Source organism: Winogradskyella pelagia, from assembly GCF_017581965.1.
Lineage (GTDB): Bacteria > Bacteroidota > Bacteroidia > Flavobacteriales > Flavobacteriaceae > Winogradskyella > Winogradskyella pelagia.
Window position 1 is genome coordinate 42,973 of the sequence record NZ_JAGEVF010000015.1, and the last position, 16,739, is coordinate 59,711.

The 16,739-nt window shown below is 37.9% G+C and carries 11 protein-coding genes; 8 read left to right on the forward strand and 3 right to left on the reverse strand.

The genetic code is table 11. From position 1 onward, the window contains the following. The first annotated feature begins 1 nt into the window (after position 1). From bamH to J4050_RS14515, 6 genes are all read left to right on the forward strand, one after another. Positions 2–1,690 (forward strand): BamH family beta-barrel-assembly machinery protein, encoded by a 1,689-nt coding sequence (bamH, locus tag J4050_RS14490; protein WP_208155317.1) that lies wholly within the window; start codon positions 2–4, stop codon positions 1,688–1,690. Between the two features lie 12 nt (positions 1,691–1,702). Beyond that, entirely contained in the window at positions 1,703–3,550 is a 1,848-nt protein-coding gene (glmS, locus tag J4050_RS14495; RefSeq protein WP_208155318.1) for a glutamine--fructose-6-phosphate transaminase (isomerizing), read from the forward strand. A 170-nt stretch (positions 3,551–3,720) separates the two neighbouring features. Next, positions 3,721–6,528: a TonB-dependent receptor gene (locus J4050_RS14500; RefSeq protein ID WP_208155319.1), complete on the forward strand. Its 2,808-nt coding sequence runs from the start codon at positions 3,721–3,723 to the stop codon at positions 6,526–6,528. A gap of 19 nt (positions 6,529–6,547) precedes the next feature. Then, a complete protein-coding gene (locus J4050_RS14505; protein WP_208155320.1) occupies positions 6,548–8,074 on the forward strand; it encodes an SGNH/GDSL hydrolase family protein in 1,527 nt (508 codons plus the stop codon). 191 nt (positions 8,075–8,265) lie between these two features. Beyond that, positions 8,266–9,774 (forward strand): F0F1 ATP synthase subunit beta, encoded by a 1,509-nt coding sequence (gene atpD, locus J4050_RS14510; protein WP_208155321.1) that lies wholly within the window; start codon positions 8,266–8,268, stop codon positions 9,772–9,774. 79 nt (positions 9,775–9,853) lie between these two features. Next, positions 9,854–10,129, forward strand: coding sequence for a F0F1 ATP synthase subunit delta/epsilon (locus J4050_RS14515; protein WP_208155322.1), 276 nt, complete (start codon positions 9,854–9,856; stop codon positions 10,127–10,129). Positions 10,130–10,187: 58 nt separating this feature from the next. On the opposite strand, the gene J4050_RS14520 is transcribed toward J4050_RS14515, so the two are convergent. Further along, positions 10,188–10,364, reverse strand: coding sequence for a hypothetical protein (locus J4050_RS14520; RefSeq protein WP_208155323.1), 177 nt, complete (start codon positions 10,362–10,364; stop codon positions 10,188–10,190). A gap of 97 nt (positions 10,365–10,461) precedes the next feature. Then, on the reverse strand, positions 10,462–11,229 hold the full coding sequence (locus J4050_RS14525) for a helix-turn-helix domain-containing protein (RefSeq protein WP_208155324.1): 768 nt from the start codon (positions 11,227–11,229) through the stop codon (positions 10,462–10,464). Positions 11,230–11,306: 77 nt separating this feature from the next. On the opposite strand from J4050_RS14525, the gene J4050_RS14530 reads away from it, so the two are divergent. Next, positions 11,307–14,279, forward strand: coding sequence for a DNA polymerase III subunit alpha (locus J4050_RS14530; RefSeq protein ID WP_208155325.1), 2,973 nt, complete (start codon positions 11,307–11,309; stop codon positions 14,277–14,279). Positions 14,280–14,281: 2 nt separating this feature from the next. Then, positions 14,282–15,493, forward strand: coding sequence for a DNA polymerase IV (gene dinB, locus J4050_RS14535; RefSeq protein WP_208155326.1), 1,212 nt, complete (start codon positions 14,282–14,284; stop codon positions 15,491–15,493). A gap of 1 nt (position 15,494) precedes the next feature. Here dinB and J4050_RS14540 read toward each other — a convergent pair. Next, positions 15,495–16,739: T9SS type B sorting domain-containing protein (locus J4050_RS14540; protein WP_208155327.1), on the reverse strand; the 1,245-nt coding region annotated here is incomplete at its 5' end.

Consider the following 16,739-nt stretch of genomic DNA (forward strand, 5'->3'; position numbering starts at 1 on the left):
CATGAAAAAACATAAATTTGCCCTTCAACTTCTTTGTTTTACCTTACTTGCTTTTGGTTTTATTGCATGTGATAAGGATTTTATAACCCTAGAGTCTGATGTTATCACCAATGAAAACGCTACAAATTTTGACTTAGAAAGCCAATTGTACGATGTGGTTTCATATACACAACCATTAGGCCCAGTGCAGACAAACGGCCTTAGCGTGAATAGTCTTGGTTTTTACAATGATATTTATGGGACAACAAAAGCTGATTTTTTAAGTCAGTTAACCCTGTCAACAACAGCTCCCGAATTTGGGGATGAAGCTGAAATAGACTCCGTAATATTAACATTGCCCTTTTTTGTGAGCAGCATAGAATTTGATGACGATGGAAATCCAGTTTATGGACTAGACTCTGTATTTAACGACAATCCAATTAAATTAAGAATATTTGAAAGCAACTATTTCCTAAGGGATTTTGACCCTAATGGCGACTTTAATTCAGATCAACCTTATTTTTCAAATAAGTCTGCATCTTTATCTGAACAAATTTCCCAGGCAACTCTTGAAGGTGAAGAACTTGAATTTCTTATGGGGACTCAAACTTCACATTTAGGGGATAACATGATAAAAATTTCTAACGAAGGATTTACCCTAACCGAAGCAGATGATGATGACGATGGCCAATCTGAGCTGGTACAGCGTGTACCTCCAGGTATAAGAATTAAGGTAGACCCTGATTTTTGGACGGATAAAATATTTGAGGAACAAGGGCAATCAGTCTTAGCGTCTCAAAGCAATTTCAATAATTATTTCAGAGGCTTGTATTTTAAAGCTGAATTAGGAGAAAATTCTGGAGAAGGAAGTTATGTCATATTAAATCCGGGCAATGCAAATTCAAATATAACCATATACTATAATAGGTTAACTCCTGACGAAACAGATGAGGACGATGAAAGAGAGCAGGCTACGTACACACTTCAGTTTGGCCCAATACGCACTAATTTTTATGAGAATAACTTCAACTTACCAATTAACGAAGGTGACCCTGAAAATGGTGATACTAGAATCTATTTAAAAGGTGGAGAAGGATCATTGGCAAGAGTAAAGTTATTTAATGGAGAAAATGAGGATAACGAACCAGGCTTTAATGAGTTTGAAACATTCAAAAATTTCTTTGTTGAAGAGAATGAAGACGGAGAGCTGATTAGCAAACGTCTAATTAACGAAGCTAACCTGGTATTCTATGTTGATCAAGATATGGTTACTGGTAACGAGCCAGATCGCATATATGTGTATGATATCGAAAATAAGATACCTTTAGCAGATTATAGCTTTGACCTTACTAATAATAGTATACCTTCGTTATCCAAAACATCTCATCTTGGTCCATTGCAACGTGTTGATGATGAACCTAATGGGGAAGGCATAAAATATAAATTGAGATTAACAAGTCATATTAATAACCTATTGTTAAGGGATTCAACCAATGTAGAATTGGGATTAGCTGTATCATTAAATGTAAATTCAGAAAATCCTTCTACAAATGATTCGCAACAAAACGTTTTGGTTAATGATGGTTCTCAACTTACAGCTCCTATTAGTTCTGTGATGTCCCCAAAAGGAACTATACTACACGGTAATGCTACAGAAGATGAAAGTAAACGAGTTTATCTCGAAATCTTTTATGCAGAACCAAATAATTAAAACTTTTAACCTATGTGTGGAATTGTCGGATATATTGGCCATCGTGAGGCCTATCCAATTGTTATAAAAGGGCTTCAAAGGCTTGAGTATAGAGGCTATGATAGTGCTGGTATTGCCTTGTACGATGGCAAGAATATAAAACTTTCAAAGACTAAAGGCAAGGTCTCGGATCTTAAGGAAAAGTTAGAGAGCGATATCACTACTAATGGAAGTCTAGGCATTGGTCATACACGTTGGGCTACACATGGCGTCCCTAACGACGTCAATTCTCACCCACATTACTCTAATTCTGGTGACCTCGTCATAATTCATAATGGAATTATTGAAAATTACGACTCGCTTAAAAAAGAGCTTATAAAACGTGGTTACACCTTTACATCAGATACAGACACTGAAGTGTTAGTAAATTTAATTGAGGATGTAAAGAAAAATGAAAATATTAAACTTGGAAAAGCAGTACAGATTGCGCTTAATCAGGTTGTGGGAGCATATGCAATAGCTGTTTTTGATAAGAATAAGCCTAATGAAATTGTTGTTGCTCGTTTAGGTAGCCCACTGGCCATTGGAATCGGTGAAGATGAGTTCTTCATAGCTAGTGATGCGTCTCCTTTTATAGAGTATACTAAGAACGCCATCTATCTCGAAGATGAAGAAATGGCCATTATTAGAAGAGGCAAAGGCGTAAAGGTTAGAAAAATTAAGGACGATAGGTTGGTTGATCCTTACATTCAAGAATTACAGCTCAACTTAGAACAAATAGAAAAAGGTGGCTACGACCACTTTATGCTTAAAGAGATTTATGAGCAACCCAGTGCAATATTAGATACCTTTAGAGGCCGTCTCTTAAGCAATGAAGCCATTATAAAAATGGTTGGTGTTGAAGACAACATGAAAAAGTTCTTGGCAGCTGATCGTATTATTGTAGTTGCATGTGGCACCTCCTGGCATGCAGGACTTGTTTCCGAATATATCTTCGAAGACTTAGCTAGAATACCTGTTGAAGTGGAATATGCTTCAGAATTTAGGTATCGCAATCCTGTAATAACCGAAAAAGATGTTGTGATTGCTATTTCTCAATCGGGTGAAACGGCTGATACTCTTGCTGCTATAAAACTAGCCAAATCAAAAGGTGCATTTGTCTTTGGGGTTTGTAATGTGGTAGGATCATCAATTGCAAGAGAATCTGACGCAGGTGCATACACACACGCAGGTCCAGAAATTGGTGTGGCCTCAACAAAAGCGTTCACCACCCAAATAACAGTTTTAACATTAATGGCTTTACGATTGGCTAGAGCTAAAGGCACCATTTCAAGTTCAGAATTCAGACATCATCTAATTGAACTAGAGATGATTCCTGCAAAAGTAGAAGAAGCCTTGAAATCTGACGGATACGTTCAAACCATTGCCGACATATATAAAGATGCTACTAACTTCCTTTATCTCGGCAGAGGTTATAATTTCCCAGTAGCTCTAGAAGGTGCTTTAAAACTTAAAGAAATTTCATATATCCATGCAGAGGGTTATCCCGCTGCAGAGATGAAGCACGGACCTATCGCTCTTATTGATGAACAAATGCCAGTTGTAGTTATAGCTACCAAAAAAGGGCATTACGAAAAAGTAGTGAGCAATATCCAAGAAATTAAATCTAGAAAAGGAAAAATTATTGGTATTGTTACTAAAGGAGATAAAAGTGTGAAAGAATTGGCAGACCATGTAATTGAGGTGCCAGAAACCCTAGAGTGCTTAACACCATTATTAACAACAATTCCACTTCAACTTTTATCCTACCATATTGCTGTTATGCTAGATAAAAACGTAGATCAACCACGCAACCTAGCTAAATCGGTTACTGTGGAATAGAACAATATATTTAACTCTCAATAAAAGCCCTAGGATTTTGAATTTCTCAATTTTAGGGCTTTATTATTACCAAAACGTTGCATTGACCTATATTTTTTTGGGAATTTCCTATTCATTTCATAGAGATTTATTTAAATTGCTTGCTAAACTAAAAATTAACTTAATCTCTAATGAAGACAATCTTAAATCTTATTGCTCTACTTTTATGTGTGGTCACGTATGGACAAACCACTGTAAAAGGTAAAATTACAGACGAATCCGGATTACCCTTACCTGGTGCTAACATTATTGTTGTTGGCACAACGTCCGGTACAGTTTCTGATTTCGATGGTAATTACACCATTACAACAGAACAAGAACCTCCTTTTTCAATCCGAGTGAGTTACACAGGGTTTCAGGTTCAAACCCTCGAAGTCACAAGTAACAACCAAACTATTAATGTTACTTTGGCAGAAGGAAACGAATTAGATGAAGTCGTTATTTCGGCATCTAGAACACCTGAACGGATTTTTGAATCTCCTGTTACGGTTGAACGTTTCGGTTTAAAAGAAATTAAAAATACGGCTTCTGTAGACTTTTATGATGGCTTAGAAAACCTTAAAGGTGTAGACATAAACACCAATAGTTTAACATTTAAATCCATCAATACAAGAGGATTTGCAAGTTTTGCTAACACGAGGTTTATGCAATTGGTTGATGGTATGGACAACTCTGCTCCAGCCCTTAACTTTCCATTGGGTAATTTACTAGGGATGACGGAAACAGATGTACAAAGCGTGGAGTTACTTCCTGGCGCTGCTTCAGCCCTGTATGGCGCAAATGCCTTCAACGGTATTCTATTTATGAGGAGTAAAAGTCCTTTCGACCATCAAGGAATTAGTGGTTATATAAAAAGAGGAATCACATCCCAAGAAGCTGCCGGTGATAATGATTATACAGATTTAGGCTTACGAATGGCTTACAAATTCAACGAAAAATTTGCTGTAAAAGTTAATTTCGGTTATCTAAAAGGAACGGACTGGGCAGCCAATAATGAAGAAGACCGCTTTAATCGAGGCCTAACTCGAGCTGATTTAAACTATGATGGTATAAATATTTACGGAGACGAAGTAAGCACTAACATCAAAGATGTTGCCGAAATTTTAGTTGACCGTGGTCTTATTCCTTCAGGAGCTGATGCCCTTATCCCTTCTGTAGACGTAAGTAGAACAGGTTATCAAGAAAGTGCTCTAACCAACTACAACGCTGAAAGTATTAAGGCAGACTGGGGACTTTATTTTAGACCTTGGGAAAATGATTTTGAAATTCAATATGTTGGAAAAATTGGTTCGGGTAACACCATTTATCAGGGTGCTAATCGCTATAACATTAGAAATTTCTTCTTGCAGCAGCACAAGCTTGAAATAAGAAATGACGATTTCTTTGTAAGAGGTTATATCACTGAAGACAAAGCAGGAGATTCTTATGATATGGTATTTACAGGAATAAATATCAACAGAGCTTGGAAAGATGACCAAACTTGGTTCGGAGAATATGTCGGTGAATATCTTCAACAAACGCTTGGAGGTGCTACGAGTGACGCTGCACATCTTGCTGCGCGGCAAACAGCTGATACAGGAAGGCTAATACCTGGTACTCCTGAATTTCAAAGAACTTTTGATAGAATTACAAACGATCCCGATTTAACAACAGGGTCTAGATTCCAAGACAACTCTCAAATTTATCATGCAGATGCCAATTACAATTTTGGTGATTTAGTAGATTTTGCTGAAATCCAAGTTGGAGGTTCTTTTAGAACTTACCGTTTAAATTCATTTGGTACAATCTACACAGATAATGACGGGCCTATTACTTACTCTGAAGTAGGTTTCTACACTCAGTTGCAGCGATCTTTAGAGTTATCTGAAAGCGTAGAATTAAAATTAACAGGATCTGTTCGTTATGACAAATCCGAACTATTTGATGGTTTCTTCTCGCCGCGTTTGGCCGCAGGATTTACCATAAATGATAATCATAATATAAGGGCCTCTTTTCAAACAGGATTTAGAAACCCTACGACACAAGATTTATATATTGGTCTAGATGTAGGACGTGCAATTCTAATTGGTGGTGCATCGGATAACCCGGGAAGAGATATACGTCCTTATGAATTGAGTCCTTCTGGTGCTGCTATCGTCGGTCAAGGCAACATCATTTTTGATGGAAATGGAGCCTACAATAATTCTTTCTTTGCCAGCTCGGTAACAAATGGATTTGCCCAATCTGGCAATCCCGCAGATTTAGAAATTGCTAATTCTAACTTTGTTCAACCAGAGCAAGTAAGCTCTTTTGAATTAGGTTACAGAGGTAAATTAAAAGATGTTATTATAGATGCTTCTGCTTATTACAATTCTTATCAAGATTTCTTAGCAAATGAAACTGTTATCGCACCTTTTTATGGTGATGTTCAATTAACACAGACTGTACCAGGTTCAAGTACGCCTTTGGCCGTGGCTGCAATTGCAAATGGAGATTTTCAAGCCTATCAAACCTATACCAACTCTGATGCTGAAGTAAATTCTTATGGTGCTGCTGTACAGGTTTCTACAAAGATTTTAAACGGCTTTGATTTAAGTGCTAATTACACATGGGCACGCTTAGATTTTGATGTAGCTGCTAACCCTGACTTTAGAACCAATTTTAATACTCCAGAACATAAGGTTAAAATCTCTTTTGGTAAAACAGAGCTTTTTAAGAATTTTGGATTTAATACCGCATGGAGGTGGAGTGACAACTTCTTCTGGGAAGCCTCATTTGGTGATGGAGAAGTTCCGGCCTACAGTGTCTTAGATGCTCAAATCAACTACAGGATTCCAAGTTTAAAAACTACTTTAAAGGTTGGTGCAACAAACTTATTACAAGATGAGTACTTTACGGCTTTCGGTACAGGCTTTATTGGATCTATGTATTATGCATCGCTTACAATTAATAACCTATAATTCCTCAAGATAAATTAAGATGAAAACATTAAGATATATAGTATTATTGGTTCTTGCTTTAGGACTAGCGTCCTGTGAGAATGATACATTAGACGATTTAAGAAACCGGGTAGACCAGGGAACTGAAGTTTTACCAGATTTAACCGTTGGAGAATTAGATGTATCCAACTATGTGGCGGTTGGCGCCTCATTTACGGCAGGTTTTGCCGATGGAGGTTTGTTTAGAGCAACTCAAGAACTTTCATTTCCCAGTACACTTGCAATGCAATTTGCCAATGGTGGTGGTGGTGACTTTTTACAACCACTAATGGATGATAATACCGGTGGCATACTTGTCAATGGCTCTCCAGCTTCAGGATACCGTTTGATTTTTAATGGCTCAGGACCAGAGCCTTTAAATTCATTCCTAGAAGATTTAGGAGCTCCCGTTCCTCCAATAACTACTGAGGCCACAAATAACGTCGGAAGCAATTTTAATAATTTTGGAATCCCTGGAGCAAAAAGTTTTCATATAGTTACTCCTGGTTATGCTGCCTTTAATCCCTTTTATACAAGAATTGCTTCCAGTCCAGGTGCAACAGTTCTCGGCGATGCAATTGCACAAAATCCATCATTCTTCACCTTATCAGAAATGGGAGGTAATGATGTACTAGGATATGCTACTTCAGGAGGAACAGGTATTGATCAAACTGGAAATATTGATCCTTCAACCTATGGCCCAGACGATATCACAGACCCTAATGTATTAGGCGGAGCTATTACTCAAATGGTAGGTGCCTTAACCGCTAATGGTGCTAAAGGAGTATTAACCAATGTGCCTTTTATAACAGATTTACCACATTTTACAACTGTACCATTTAACCCAATTCCATTAGACGCAGCAACAGCTGCCGTTGTTAATGGTGCTTATGCACCGTACAATGGTGGATTGCAACTTGCGCTTTCTAACAGCTTAATAAGTGCTGAGGAAGCCGCTGCTAGAACTATTGTTTTTGAAGAATCTGAGACTAATGCGGTAGTTATTGAGGACGAGACCTTAACAGATTTATCTGGTCTAGGGCTACCAAATTATAGACAAGCGACTGCCGATGATTTGTTTGTATTACCTGCCTCATCATTCATAGGAACTGAGGCAGTTCCAGGAAATCCCTTAACCGTAAATGGAGTTGCGATTCCGTTAGCAGATCAGTGGGTGTTAATTCCTAGTGAGCAATCGGCAATATTAAATGCTACTAATGCTTATAACGATAGAATTGAAGCAATAGCTAATAGTAATGAAGATGTTGTATTAGTAGATTTAAATGGTATTCTTACAGAAGCTTCTACTACTGGTATTGAGTTTGATGATTACCTTATGACTACGAGTCTAGTAACAGGAGGGCTAGTAAGCTTAGATGGCATCCACCTAACACCGAGAGGGTATGCGTTAATGGCTAACAAGTTTTTGGAAGCTCTAGATGAAGCTTTTGGTTCTAATTTTGTTGCTTCAGGAAATGTTGCAAGTGCAGGAGAATTCCCAACTAATTTCTCACCACTTTTGCCTTAGTATAGGTAACATAAATATTAAAAACCACGCTTCGATTGAGCGTGGTTTTTTTATTTCAAAAAGCACATAAAAAAGACTTCTTTATTTTAAATAAAACTATATCTTTGCAGCGCGAAAAACCAACGTACTCAATTCAATTTTGTAAGTTGATTTTCTTATTTAAAATATTGCAAAACAAAAACATATAAGTAATGTCAAAAGTTACAGGTAAAGTTGCACAAATTGTAGGTCCAGTTATTGATGTAGAGTTCGCGGCTGGCTCAACCCTTCCAAGAATTTATGATTCTCTAGAAATTACAAGACCTGACGGCTCCATATTGGTTTTAGAAGTACAATCTCACATTGGTGAAGATACTGTGCGTACTATTGCAATGGACTCTTCTGATGGGTTAAGTAGAGGGACAGAAGTTATGGCTACTGGTGCTCCAATTCAAATGCCAATTGGCGAAGATGTTTACGGACGTCTTTTTAATGTTATTGGAGATGCTATTGATGGACTGGGCGATTTACCTAAAGCTGGAAAAGAAGGACTTCCAATTCACAGAGAAGCTCCTAAATTTGAAGATTTATCAACTTCTACTGAAGTTTTATTTACAGGTATCAAAGTAATCGATTTAATTGAGCCTTACGCTAAAGGTGGTAAAATTGGCTTATTTGGAGGTGCTGGTGTTGGTAAAACAGTATTGATTCAGGAGTTGATTAACAATATTGCAAAAGGTCACGGTGGACTTTCTGTATTTGCTGGTGTTGGAGAAAGAACGCGTGAGGGTAATGATTTACTCCGAGAAATGTTAGAATCTGGCATTATAAAGTACGGTGATGATTTTATGCACTCTATGGAAGCAGGTGGATGGGATTTACAGAAAGTAGATAAAGCTGCTATGAAAGAATCTAAAGCTACTTTCGTTTTCGGTCAAATGAACGAGCCTCCGGGAGCACGTGCCCGTGTAGCACTTTCTGGATTAACGATTGCTGAATATTTCCGTGATGGTGCTGGTGATGCACAAGGTAAAGATGTGTTGTTTTTCGTAGATAATATTTTCCGTTTTACACAAGCGGGTTCTGAGGTGTCTGCACTTCTAGGTCGTATGCCCTCCGCGGTAGGATACCAACCGACGTTAGCCACTGAAATGGGTGCCATGCAAGAGCGAATTACATCAACTAAAAAAGGTTCTATTACATCTGTACAAGCGGTATATGTGCCTGCGGATGACTTAACTGACCCTGCTCCTGCTACAACATTTGCCCACTTAGACGCAACAACGGTATTATCTCGTAAAATTGCTGAGCTTGGTATTTATCCAGCGGTAGATCCACTAGATTCAACATCTCGTATCCTTACAGCAGATATTTTAGGAGATGAGCATTACGACTGTGCACAGAGAGTAAAAGAGTTATTACAGCGTTATAAAGAACTACAAGATATTATTGCTATCCTTGGTATGGAAGAATTATCTGAAGAAGATAAAATGGCTGTAGGTAGAGCAAGACGTGTTCAACGTTTCTTATCCCAACCATTCCACGTGGCAGAACAGTTTACTGGTATTCCTGGTGTGTTGGTTGACATTAAAGAAACTATTAAAGGATTTAATATGATTATGGATGGTGAACTCGATCACCTACCTGAAGCAGCCTTTAACCTTAAAGGAACGATAGAAGAAGCTATTGAAGCTGGTGAAAAAATGCTTGCTGAAGCTTAAATCTAGTATACAGGTTGCAGTCATAGGTTGCAGTTTTGCCACTTAGTACTGAATACTGAATACTGAATACTGAAAAATTATGTATTTAGAAATTGTATCACCTGAAGCCACCTTATTTAGTGGGGAAGTTAATTCGGTAACTGTTCCTGGTGTTACTGGTGAATTTGAAATGTTGTCTAATCACGCTCCTGTTGTATCTATCCTTAAAGAAGGACATGTAAAAGTTGCTGGCAACATCACATTAGAAGAAGAGGTTGCAGATAAATTTACAAAATCTGATAAAGGAGTTTGGTTACCTATAAAATCCGGTACTATTGAAATGAAAGACAATAGGGTTATTGTTCTCGCAGACTAAGTACAGCCTAAAATAATATTATGAAAGCGTATGTTTATTAAAAAAACATGCGCTTTTTTTATGGCATATTGGTTGATGCCACCTGTGCCATTGTATTAGTGTAAGCCTCCATTTCAAAGGCTCCCATTACAGATAAAATAGAATTTGCAAAAAAAGCTAGAAATAGCACAAATACGATTAAGGCGATAAAGTCAAATAGTCTACGGTGACGAAAATCTTGATTTAGCTTTCCCATTTTCTTGTGATTGTGTTGGTTAGATAGTTACCAATGTACAAAATTTTCTTAACACTTCTTTAACTTTTGTAAAATTATTTCATTGTTTTTCAGATGTTTAGATTTTTCTTACAGCTTCCAACTCCACCTTTAACTCTTGAAACATGGTAACAATACTACTAAGTTTCAATTCCTTTTCGTCATATTCTTGCGTATTAATGCAACAGGTAAATTCCCACAATTCTAAAATATCCTCCTTAGAGACTACATACGGCTGGTAGGTTTTGTTATCTGAGCTTAACAGCAAATTTCTATTATCCTCTTCTGGTACATATACACGTTTATAGACCAAGCCATCATTTTTTGTTAGCACAATATAGGTTCTACCATTTTTAACGTCTTTAATATCATCTACAAAGCGCGCTACTACAAACGAGCCATCCTTTACGGGCAGCATAGAATCGCCCTTTATAGGAAAGGCTCGGTGTGTTCCTGTAGGTAAAAAAGGTAATTTAATCTTTTGCAATTGCTCTATATACTCTGGGTCATCATAGCCTGAAAGATATCCTGCTGTAGCCTTAGCAGGAATAATTTCAATTAAATCCTCGTTATCTTCATTTACTGTTATAGGAAACAACACACGTTTGTTACCCACCTCAATAAAAGAGGTATCCTTAGCCTTACGCAAATCTTTCTTCACCAAAATATCTATAGGTATATCAAAATAATTAGATAATTCTATCAATCGATCTATAGGTGGTTCTGAGCGCCCTTCCTCATAAGAACCAACCATAGAGCGTGTCCAACTAAGCTCATCTGCAAAACGCTCTTGAGAAAATTTACGCAATGTCCTGATATGCTTAATATTAGCTTGAATAGGTTTCACTTCAAAATTATTTTAACAGTATTTGCTACAAATATAAGCAATACTAACTACATTTTGTAGCTAATTTTGTTAGTCCTATGTATTTAAACTGCCACACCTATTACAGTCTACGGTACGGTACCATAAAACCTGAGCAACTACTAGCTATTGCCTCGGAAAATGGTGTGCAAACTTTAGCATTAACCGATATCAATAGCACATCGGCATGCTTAGATGTGATGCGCTTATCTAAAAAATACAAGATAAAACCTGTACTTGGTGTGGATTTTAGAAATGGTGTACAGCAACAGTTCATTCTCATTGCAAAAAGTAATCTTGGGTTTCAGAACATCAACGACTATTTGTCTAAATTTTTGCACAACAACAAGTTAAAAATCCCAGAGCGCCCAGAATATATTCTACAAGATTGCTTTGTGGTTTACCCTTATCACAAGGGTAAAAACTTCAAATTAAAATCAAATGAATTTTTAGGTATCGCGCCAGAAGATCTCAACCTTTTAAAATTTTCCAAGTGGAATCAATTTAGGGAAAAGCTAGTAGTTCTTAAAACCGTGTCCTTTCAAAACAAGAAGGGATTTAATACACATCGCTTATTAAGAGCCATTGACAACAATACCCTATTGAGCAAACTCCCAAAATCTGAAGAAGGGCAACCTCAGCACACCATGCTGCCTTATGACAGTTTGTACACCATCTATAATAACTACCCAGAATTAATTGATAATACCAACAGTTTACTAAACGCTTGTAATACACGATTCGATTTTTCAAACCAGACACCCAATAATCAGCGATTTTATACCAACAATGCCGAATTGGACTTTAAACTCCTTAAGAAATTGACTTACGACGGCTTACACTATCGCTATAAAAAACCTGGGGAACGCATTTTTAAACGTATTGAAAAGGAGCTGAGTATCATCAAGGAAAAGGGATTTGTATCCTACTTTCTTATCAACTGGAAGATTTTAAAATATGCACGCAGCAAAGGTTATTTTTATGTGGGTCGCGGTAGTGGCGCCAATAGTATTATTGCCTATTTATTAAGAATTACAGATGTTGACCCTGTAGAGCTCGATTTGTACTTTGAACGGTTTATCAACCTGTTTCGCACTAATCCACCAGATTTTGATATTGACTTCTCATGGCGTGATCGGGAAGACATTACACAGTTCATTTTTAAACGTTTTAAACATACGGCCTTATTAGCGGCTTACAATACTTTTAAGTTTAGAGCTTCCATACGAGAGCTAGGAAAAGTTTTTGGACTTCCCAAATCTGAAATGGATAGGCTTACACGTGGTAAATACCAAGTCTCAAAACTAGATAGGCTATCGCAGCTAGTCATAAACTACAGCACCTATATTGAAGGGTTTCCTAATTATTTGAGTATCCACGCTGGCGGCATTATAATTTCAGAACGGCCCATACATTACTATACCGCCACTTTTATGCCTCCTAAGGGCTTTGCCACTACCCAGTTTGACATGGTCGTGGCCGAAGATATTGGCCTGTACAAGTTTGATATTTTAAGCCAACGTGGTTTGGGTAAAATAAAGGAAGCCACAGAGATTGTAGCCTATAATAATCCTAAGCAAAAGCCTATGGATATTCACGATATCAAACGCTTTAAACAAGACACGCGCATAAAACATCTATTGCGTAATGCCAAGGCCATTGGCTGTTTTTATGTGGAATCACCTGCCATGCGCATGCTGCTAAAAAAACTACAGGTAGATAATTACTTGGGCTTGGTAGCGGCAAGCTCCGTTATTAGACCTGGTGTATCAAAATCTGGTATGATGCGCGAATATATTTTGCGCTATCGTTACCCTGAAAAACGAAAAGAAGCTCATCCCGTACTGCGAGATATCATGCCAGAAACCTATGGTGTTATGGTATATCAGGAAGATGTGATTAAAGTAGCTCACCATTTTGGAGGACTAACTCTAGGGGAAGCAGACATGTTACGTCGTGGTATGTCTGGTAAATTCCGCTCTAGAGAAGAATTCTTAAAGGTAAAACAGCAATTTTTTGACAATTGTAAAAAAGATGGTAAACCAGACGATTTAACCGCCGAGATTTGGCGGCAGATTGAAAGTTTTGCAGGCTACGCCTTTGCCAAGGGCCACTCCGCATCCTACGCTGTAGAGAGCTATCAAAGTTTGTTTTTAAAGGCCTATTACCCTTTAGAATATATGGTTGCCACTATTAACAACTTTGGCGGATTCTATCGTACGGAATTCTATGTGCATGAGGCTAGAATGCATGGAGGGATTATTGAAGCCCCTTGCATCAACAACTCCTATAACCACGCCACAATCCAAGGTAAAACTATATATCTCGGTTTTATGTTTTTACAATCTTTAGAATCTAAAACCATAGCTCGCATTCTTGAAGCTCGTGACATCGGTGGATGCTTTAATTCCTTAGACGATTTTATTGAACGTGTGCCTATATCTATTGAACAAATTGCCATTTTAATAAAGATCAATGCCTTTAGATTTACTACTATCAATAAGCGTGAACTCCTCTGGGAAGCACACTTAAAAATTAGCAAAACTATTATTGAAGAAGAGACCGTAACCCTATTTAAAACCAAACGTATCAATTACAGTACACCAGAGCTCCCTAGTACAGCCTTAGAAAATGCCTTTGACGAAATAGAACTATTAGGCTTTCCGTTGTGCAATCCGTTTCAACTCTTAGAACAGCAATCCACAAATCGCCTACGTGCCAAAGACCTGGAACAACACAAAGGAAAAACCGTTATCATTGAAGGCTATTTAGTAACCACCAAGCAAACCAAAACCTCTAATAGAAAGCTAATGCATTTTGGTACGTTTCTAGACCGTGACGGGGATTTTGTAGACACTGTTCATTTTCCACCAATTGCAGCTAAATATCCTTTTAGAGGTAAGGGTGTTTATAAAATTACGGGCAAGGTTATGATTGAATTTGACTGTGTAACCATTGAAGTGTCAAAGTTAGAGCACCTTGCCATTATTGAGGACCCTAGATATTCCGATAAAAAGTTAAGAGCATCATAGGTATGAACCGATCTATTGTGCATATGGATTTAGACACCTTTTTTGTCTCTTGTGAACGTCGACTAGATAGTCGTCTTAAAGGCAAACCTATTCTCATTGGCGGCACCAGCGACAGAGGTGTTGTAGCATCATGCAGTTATGAAGCACGAAAATTTGGTGTACACTCTGCCATGCCCATGCGTATGGCCAAACAGTTGTGCCCAGAAGCTATTGTACTACGAGGCAACTCTGGTGTTTACACCAAGTTTTCAAATGAGGTTACGGATATTATCAAAGAGAGTGTTCCTACGTATGAGAAATCCTCAGTAGACGAATTTTATATTGATCTTACAGGCATGGACAAATTCTTTGGCTGTAATAAGTTGGCTTCAGAATTGCGACAAAAAATCATAAGAGAAACCCATTTGCCTATTTCGTTTGGTCTATCCATCAATAAAACCGTATCAAAAATAGCTACTGGTGAAGCCAAGCCCAATAACGAGATTAGAGTACAAACTGGTAACGAAAAACCTTTTTTGGCACCATTATCGGTTAAGAAGATTCCTATGGTTGGAAAGGTTACTTACAAATCGCTATGCGACTTAGGAGTAAAGCGCATTAAAACCATACAGGATATGCCCATGGAACTGATGCATAAAGTTCTAGGTAAGAATGGTCTGGTTATCTGGAAAAAAGCAAATGGTATTGACAATTCACCTGTGATACAATATCACGAACGTAAGTCTATTTCTACTGAGCGTACCTTTGGCCAAGACACTACAAATATGCATAAGTTAAAAGGCTTGGTTATAGCGATGGCTGAAAATTTGGCTTATCAGCTGCGTCGTGGCAATAAGCTTACGGCTTGTATTACTTTCAAAATTAGATATTCAGATTTCCAGACCTATACACAACAACAACGTATTGCATATACGGCCATGGACCACAATATCATTTCTGTAGTATTGGATTTATTCAACAAACTTTATAATCGTAGGTTATTGGTACGCCTTATTGGTGTGCGCTTTAGTCATTTGGTAGAAGGTGGTCATCAAATCAACCTTTTTGAAGACAATGAAATGCACCTCAACCTCTGTAAAGCGATTGATAAAATGCGGGAACGCTATGGAGACAGAGCTGTGATTAGTGCAGCAGGTATGGAAGCTAAGACCATTAGCCGCTGGAATCCGTTTACAGGCGAACCTCCTCCCTTACTGGCCAACAGACATCAGTAATTTAACGCTTAAGGGTAAAGTGGGATGTAAACGCTCTTGGAGAACCATCATTTGCTAAATACTCTACTTTAAACCAATAATCACTGGTAGGCATTCGATTGCCATTAAAGGTCCCATCCCAACCCTGGCCTTGTGTAGATATGACTTTTAAAAGTTTACCATAACGATCAAATATTGAAATTTTAGCTGAAGGTTGATCACTAAGACATTCAATATTCCACGATGGATTAAACATATCTCCATTAGGCGTGAAAAATTTAGGGTATTCCAATATCCTGAATTCTTCTAAGGCTATATCACTACAACCCGATGCTTCCCTGGCTCTAATTACGTGATCTTCACAACCAGATACCGCGTTAAAATTATTCTCTTCAACCCAAGGACCATCATCTAACTGATACAAATAAATACCTGTACCTCCCGAAACTGTTGCCACAACCGTTTGATTATGGGCAAAAGGTTCCGAGGTTACCTCAACTTCTAGAGATAATTCAGAAATAGGAATGACTTCTATGGTTAATGTAGTTTCTATAGCACATTGATTAGGGTCTGGTGTAAATGTGTAAGTAGTGGTCTCCAAATTATTTAGTGCCGGAGTCCAAAACCCAGTAATTCCATCATTTGAGGTTATTGGTAATGGTGCTAAATCCTCACCTTCACAAATAGGTATTACGGTATCAAATTCTGGAATAATAGGGTCGGTTACAATAATCTCGGTAGTTACTGTGGTAACACAACCTTGCCCAGGGTCTGGAGTGAACGTATAGGTTGTAGTTTCAAAATTATTTATCTCTGGCGACCACGCTCCTGTATAACCGTTATTAGAAATAGTAGGTAATTCATCTATAAACTGTCCCGGACAAATAGGTCCAAAATCATCAAAAACAGGAATCTCATTAGGAAGAACCTCAATCGTTAAATCAACTTCTATCGCACACTGATTATTATTGGGCGTAAATGTATAGGTTGTTGTTTCGGTATCATTAAGCGCGGGAAACCACGTCCCTACTATTCCATTTAAGGATGTCGTTGGTAACTCAGTTAAATTCTCGCCCACGCATATTGCAGGGACTTGATTAAAAGTAGGAACTACATTTGGTTCTACCTCTATAAAAAGTGATGAGCTGGTTGCACATTCACCAGGATTTGGTGTAAACGTATAAGTTGTACTAACCGTATTATCCAAGGCTGGCGACCAGCTGCCAGATATACCATTGTTGGATTGTGTAGGCAAAGGGTCTAAGGT

Coding starts and splice junctions, on each gene's coding strand:
- bamH (WP_208155317.1), top strand. CDS start 2: ATGAAAAAACATAAATTTGCCCTTCAACTTCTTTGTTTTACCTTACTT.
- glmS (WP_208155318.1), top strand. CDS start 1,703: ATGTGTGGAATTGTCGGATATATTGGCCATCGTGAGGCCTATCCAATT.
- J4050_RS14500 (WP_208155319.1), top strand. CDS start 3,721: ATGAAGACAATCTTAAATCTTATTGCTCTACTTTTATGTGTGGTCACG.
- J4050_RS14505 (WP_208155320.1), top strand. CDS start 6,548: ATGAAAACATTAAGATATATAGTATTATTGGTTCTTGCTTTAGGACTA.
- atpD (WP_208155321.1), top strand. CDS start 8,266: ATGTCAAAAGTTACAGGTAAAGTTGCACAAATTGTAGGTCCAGTTATT.
- J4050_RS14515 (WP_208155322.1), top strand. CDS start 9,854: ATGTATTTAGAAATTGTATCACCTGAAGCCACCTTATTTAGTGGGGAA.
- J4050_RS14520 (WP_208155323.1), bottom strand. CDS start 10,364: ATGGGAAAGCTAAATCAAGATTTTCGTCACCGTAGACTATTTGACTTT.
- J4050_RS14530 (WP_208155325.1), top strand. CDS start 11,307: ATGTATTTAAACTGCCACACCTATTACAGTCTACGGTACGGTACCATA.
- dinB (WP_208155326.1), top strand. CDS start 14,282: ATGAACCGATCTATTGTGCATATGGATTTAGACACCTTTTTTGTCTCT.